The 5,322-nt window shown below is 58.7% G+C and carries 6 protein-coding genes; 1 reads left to right on the forward strand and 5 read right to left on the reverse strand.

The features are described 5' to 3' along the window. Positions 1-309, forward strand: a 309-nt coding sequence (locus EOD07_RS38165; RefSeq protein WP_206519516.1) for a hypothetical protein, incomplete at its 5' end; no start/stop codon positions are given. A gap of 674 nt (positions 310-983) precedes the next feature. Here EOD07_RS38165 and EOD07_RS21245 read toward each other — a convergent pair. The 5 genes from EOD07_RS21245 to EOD07_RS21265 all read right to left on the reverse strand — a co-directional run. Then, the gene (locus tag EOD07_RS21245) at positions 984-2,021 is read right to left on the reverse strand and encodes a nucleotidyl transferase AbiEii/AbiGii toxin family protein (protein ID WP_127236858.1); all 1,038 of its coding nucleotides are present in this window, start codon (positions 2,019-2,021) and stop codon (positions 984-986) included. Beyond that, entirely contained in the window at positions 2,011-2,607 is a 597-nt protein-coding gene (locus EOD07_RS21250) for a DUF6088 family protein (protein ID WP_127236859.1), read from the reverse strand. The genes EOD07_RS21245 and EOD07_RS21250 overlap by 11 nt, the downstream gene beginning before the upstream one ends. Before the next feature lie 323 nt (positions 2,608-2,930). After that, entirely contained in the window at positions 2,931-3,413 is a 483-nt protein-coding gene (vsr, locus tag EOD07_RS21255; RefSeq protein WP_127236860.1) for a DNA mismatch endonuclease Vsr, read from the reverse strand. After that, the gene (locus EOD07_RS21260) at positions 3,413-4,579 is read right to left on the reverse strand and encodes a PD-(D/E)XK nuclease family protein (RefSeq protein WP_348627779.1); all 1,167 of its coding nucleotides are present in this window, start codon (positions 4,577-4,579) and stop codon (positions 3,413-3,415) included. Before EOD07_RS21260 ends, vsr begins: the two co-directional genes overlap by 1 nt. Next, the coding region (locus tag EOD07_RS21265) for a Zn-binding domain-containing protein (RefSeq protein WP_127236862.1) at positions 4,534-5,322 on the reverse strand (789 nt) is incomplete at its 5' end. The genes EOD07_RS21265 and EOD07_RS21260, both read right to left, overlap by 46 nt.

Here is a 5,322-nt window from a genome sequence, read left to right on the forward strand (position 1 = left end):
CTGCTCCTCACCTGGGCGCCGAGGCGCGAGCACAGCGCGCCTCGGTTTCTGACGGCTGTAGCTGCGACGAACATCAGCGAGCTCCGGCACTCCTTCGATGTCCCAGCCGAAATCAAGGAGGGCATCAAGATCCTCCTCCCGCAATCGACTCCCGATTTCGATGTCATCTGCAACGGCATTTACATTTCCTCCGCCTGGCGCTCTGACCTACGACAAAATCAAAAGCAACGAGCTGACCGCTGCTATCATTGCTATTTGCTCAACTCTTATACTTCTTGCTCGCCGATCGCCGAGTTTATCTCTCAATAACTCGTCGTGGTAATCGTACTTAAATAGTCCATACGTCATCAAAATTACCAACATCAACAAAAATACAGGAACAATAGGAACCTTGTTGTGATTATCCGCGCCCCCAAAAAAGGTGATCCATCCTCCAAAACCATTTAAAACCAAAAGTGATATTAACGTCACATATCCTATGGTTCCTATGTATATTCGCTTTATCATACCACCCTCACAATAGCTGGGTTGGATAAGTTAGCAGAGATTGTTGGGATCTTATGTTGACGCTTTGCCTCACCTCTCATGAAACGCCCCGTCAGCCATCTCCATCAGCGGATCGAGCAGGAACTCCAGCACGCGCCGATCACCGGTCTTCACCTCGGCCATGACTGACATGCCCGACGTCAGTGCTACATCCCGTCCTGCGATTGCAGCATGCTGCTGTCGATGACCAGAGACGGCAAATCGATTCCCCAGTCTCGCACAAAATGGCGACCCTTCTTGCACGAACCAGATTTGGGCATCAACTACATCATGGCCAGTCGCTGTTACAGCGCATCACGGCTAGGCACATCATGCGATAAACCGCCTAGCGACAGGTCTAGTTGCCGCCAATCACGATATCTAGTTTGCGTTCGCCGTGAACTTTTCACGAGCCTGGCAGCTTGCCTGGACAGAAATCACGGAAGCTCGGCTATGGCTCAGGCGCAGTCCTTCTCCGGTCGTAGGGCCTTGTTAATGGCGAGTTCCATATCCTTGCAGCTCTGCATGATCGCCTCGAAATCCGGGGCATCTGCGGCTGTGATGCCGCTTTCGCGCATGATGCGGTAATCCTTCTCCAGATCTTTCAAGGCGGTGCCAGACGGGACCAGTACCATTTCGCCGGAAACAGCCCTGGCGTAGTCCACTGCCTGACCGTCCTTGTCCTTCTCTTTGAAGAAAAATGACTTGTGGCGCGCAACCTTCCCCGCGAGTTCCCCGTCTTTGAGCGCAGATTCCCAATGTTTCGACTTGTGGATATAATGAAGGTCGTGCCAGTGCCTCGAGAAGCGCTCCTTCTTGAGGTTCTGCTGAAGACAGTAGACGTGAGCCGCTGTGGCCTTCTCCCAGAAGGTGCGCTCCACCGCCATCGCCTGAACCGACGCAGTCGGAAACACGAGGCCCGTGTTTGCCTGAGCTGTATCGCAAGCTATCGCATGCTGCTGCGCGGGCCGGCCTGTTGATCGAGCGCCGAACTCGAGGAGAACGGATGAGCGAACATAAGAGTGGCCGTCGAAGCGACTTTCAAAGTCAACATTGAGCGTTTCCGATGAATTGTAGGCCAGAATCACCTTGATGCCCCTGTCGGCCATGGATCGCTCCATAATCGGAGCAAATTCGCCTTTGATCCATTCCGGCAGCCGCTTTCTAACCGTCTCGGTTAGTTTGCTCGCCTGCGATCCGCTCGGGGGGATGCCGTCTTCGTCAAAGTTCCCGCCATCAAGAAACTTTGTCATGTCATAGGTCAGGTCCAAGTCTTCAGAAAATCTGTTGATCAGCCCATAAACCTTGGAAAGCGACGTTCCCCCCTTGAAATACAGGAGGTCCTTGAATTCCGAAGTGTAGATAGCGTCGAGCGTCGCGACAACCATGATATCCTTCTCGAGGATATGTGGCTCACGTCCCAATGTTTCCGACGCGGCCAGAAGGGCATCTCTCTGCTGGCCACGCTTCAAATCGAAGAAGGATTCACCACTCATTTTCGGCTTTCGAGATTGCTGCATGGACCCAAGAAGGGACTTTCGCCTTGAGGGCAACCACGCGAGCCCATTCCTCCGGGGTCAGCCTGTTCTTGAGCAACTTGGCGTAGTAGGTGCCGTTGGCCCGACCAAGATGGGCGATTGCCCGGATAGCTTCGCCCGATCTGTTCTTTGGCAGACTCGTGATCCAGGCGGGCGCGTGCTTGAGGCGGATTGTACGACGGCCGAGCTTCAAGTTCTTTGACTTTCCGTTCGTTAGAAAGACTTTCTGAACTGGAACTTGTGTCGTCAGGCCGAGCTGATTTGCCGCTGTGGCACCAGAATTGACAACCTTCTCACCTGAACTCAAAGCGTACGACTTCACAATGGCTTCCGCTTCAGGCAGCACATATCCATATGCCGTCTTCCTGGAGGGCGTGTACATTCCTCTATAGACGCGCGCCAATTCGCCCTTCTTCGCAAGCCTGCTCAGAGCTTTGTCAGCTGCCGCACGGTTTCCGGAACCGGCGAATTCCTTCGATGTAAGCAGAGCGCCTTCTTTGGCGCTTTTTGCGCGCATTTGAACCGCTTTGGTGACCTCTTCCACGACATCGCTCCTGTCAGATAAAAGATTCGAGTTTCTGACCGAAATCCTCCTTATCATATTGATTGGAAATAAACTGTTCAAGATCGAGCATCGCTGAATTTGGGCACCCCGTCCCATGCAAACTTTGGCGCGGCCTGCCTTTGCCCGCGGGAGGTCGGAAATGGAGCCTTGGAACGGAACGGCACTAACCGGAACTCCGGTTATGGACAACGTCGGCGAACAGGTCCCACCCAAGCTCAACTGATTGTCTCCGATCACCGAGTGGCCAGCCACCGCATCCGGCGAGAACCGATGCGTTCGGCATGACCATAGCACTTCAGCGGTCAGGCAAATCGGCTGGGCCCATTGCTCTTCGACCTCAGACCGCTGAAGAAGCCGGCTACTGTCTCCCGAAGGCTTTCCACATTGCGGGTCTCGCATTCCCAGACAGTGTGAACTTGATAGCCAAGATCGCGCAGAGCCTGCTGATGAAGCGCGTCCCGCTCCCGGTTCCGCTTGAGTTTCGCGGACCAGTACCCGGTGTTGGACCGCGGCCTGGATGCCATCTGGCAGCCCTCATGCGAGTGCCAGAAGCAGCCGTGGACAAATATGGCCCAACGGCGTGCCTTGTTCGCCAGGTCGGGCTTGCCAGGGAGGTCCGCAACATGAACGCGAAACCGGATGCCGATCGAGTGGACTGCCGACCGGGTTCGCATTTCGGGCAGGGTATCCTTCGAGCGAATGCGCCCCATTATCTGGGAACGCGTTAGCGGCTCCCGGAGCCGTCGAGGCGGAATCTTCTCAACATTCCGAATACGGCGGCCCATCAGGCGGACCTCCTGAATTCCAGCTCAGGCAATTCGTCTTCTGCAAAGACGCATGTGGACATGTCGGCGCGGAGCCGGCCGTCCTGCCGCATCTGGGCATGGACGACGCGAATTTGCGCTCCTAGGCCGCAGCCCGTCAAATCGCCATGGACCGACCTCCTCAGCGCCAGCGGCAAAGGCCCGCCTTCGCCGTGCCTCCCGTCCAGTCTAAGCGTGACCGCGTAGACATCCCCGTCGACCCCCGGATCAATGGCTTCAATGATTCCCCTCGCGGCAGGCTGCCTAAGCTGGGGCCATGACATAGTTTCGCACCAAGACCAGAAGGCCGGACAAATGGCCTGGTACTGGCATTGTCCGCATTCGATCTCTCCGGGGGTCGCAAGCTGGGCGCTGCCGCTGCCGTGCCCAAGCGCCTCGTTCATCGCGCGGAGGCCGGCAACCGCAGCATCGGCTTCCGCTTCGCACGCCGGCCTGTCCACGTCCCTTGTCAGCACTTGGCCGGACGCAGCGACAATGCGGGCGACTGCTGGCCACTCGGCTGTTTCGCCAATGAGCACCGCATAGAGCCTGAGCTGCCGCCAGTACCCCTCGGTGAGACTCTCGGCCTCTGGCCATGCGGGGTCGGGCAGCGCCGACTTGAACTCGGTTACGGATTGGCGGTCGAATTCATCGGGCCGCCCTGCCAGCAACCCGTCGCGTGCCGTCAAAAGCAGCTCGGTACCGCGCAAAGGCCGGCGTCCACCTGCCGGGAGCCTCGCTGACGCTGGCGGGAGGACACCTTGGACGGCCGACGCTATCGCCCGCTGGCGAACCAGATAGTAGCCGGGCCAGCGCTCCGGGCTGGCGAACCGCTTGTCCAGCCGGTGACCCGATGATGCCGCCAGCAACCCAGCTATTGCAGTGTCCCAAACGCGCTCCGCCTCCCCTGCATCCGACGGGCGGGCCGCCATGAGCACGTGGAACGCCGTACCGAGCCACGCGCGAGGGCTATGGAGCACCCAGCCTTCCGCTTCTTTCGCCGTGCTCAGTGCCGCCCTGAGCGCACAGAGGCGCATTTGAGCCCAAAGCGTCGGGCTCGTCCGGGCAGCCGGCCGAATCCGTATTCTTGGCCTTCCGGCCACTACGCGGGCCGCCGCAGCGCTTCGAACACGGAAACGAAGCTCCACGATGGATCGACCCGGAGCCCGTGGCAGCGTTCTGCATCATCCCATGCGGCTGCGACTTCCGGCCCGGCTCCGGCCCGGTCCGTAAGCCATAGCGGATGAGTCACGATGATGGCATCGGAGCCGTTGCGAAGGCCCGGGAGGCCTGCGAAGGACATAAGGACGGAGCCGGGGCGGGCAGCTGCCAAAGTTGACGCGGCGAGGCTTGCTACCCGCGCCCAGAGCGGGGACGAAAGCGATATCGGACTGCTTGCGTCCAATGCCAGGTTTGCCATGTCGATCGCGAGACGCCAGTCGAGAAGGTTGTGGTAGGCGAGATTGCTGTAGCTGCGGAGGCAGTCTGGACAGGAAGTGTCGCAGGCATCCGCGTGCGAGGCATCGACAAGACGGTCGTGGAACTGCCCGTGCGAATTCTGAACGATCATTCGGAGCAGCCGCTCGCTGATTGCCGGCTGTCCCAGGTGCGTCGCGTAGCCCGCCCCGTTCTCGAGCGTGTCGCAGAGGAATACCTGGCCGACCACCGAGCCAAGGGCTGGGTCTTCCTGGCTCCTGATTCCCGCTTTCAGCTCGTAGTCTTGGATATCCAGGTAGACCGCAGCCGCACGTCGAAGCATAAAGGCAAGCGAATACAGTGCCGCCCGGCCGGCCGGAGTTCGCGGATCGGCGGCACGGCCAGGTCCGTAGTCCCGTACGCCGAGCAGCATCATGTCGGTTTCGCTGATGGCGGCGAGCGCACAGCTTACAAC

This window comes from Mesorhizobium sp. M2C.T.Ca.TU.002.02.1.1 (genome assembly GCF_003997225.1).

Coding starts and splice junctions, on each gene's coding strand:
- EOD07_RS21245 (WP_127236858.1), bottom strand. CDS start 2,021: ATGAGTGGTGAATCCTTCTTCGATTTGAAGCGTGGCCAGCAGAGAGAT.
- vsr (WP_127236860.1), bottom strand. CDS start 3,413: ATGGGCCGCCGTATTCGGAATGTTGAGAAGATTCCGCCTCGACGGCTC.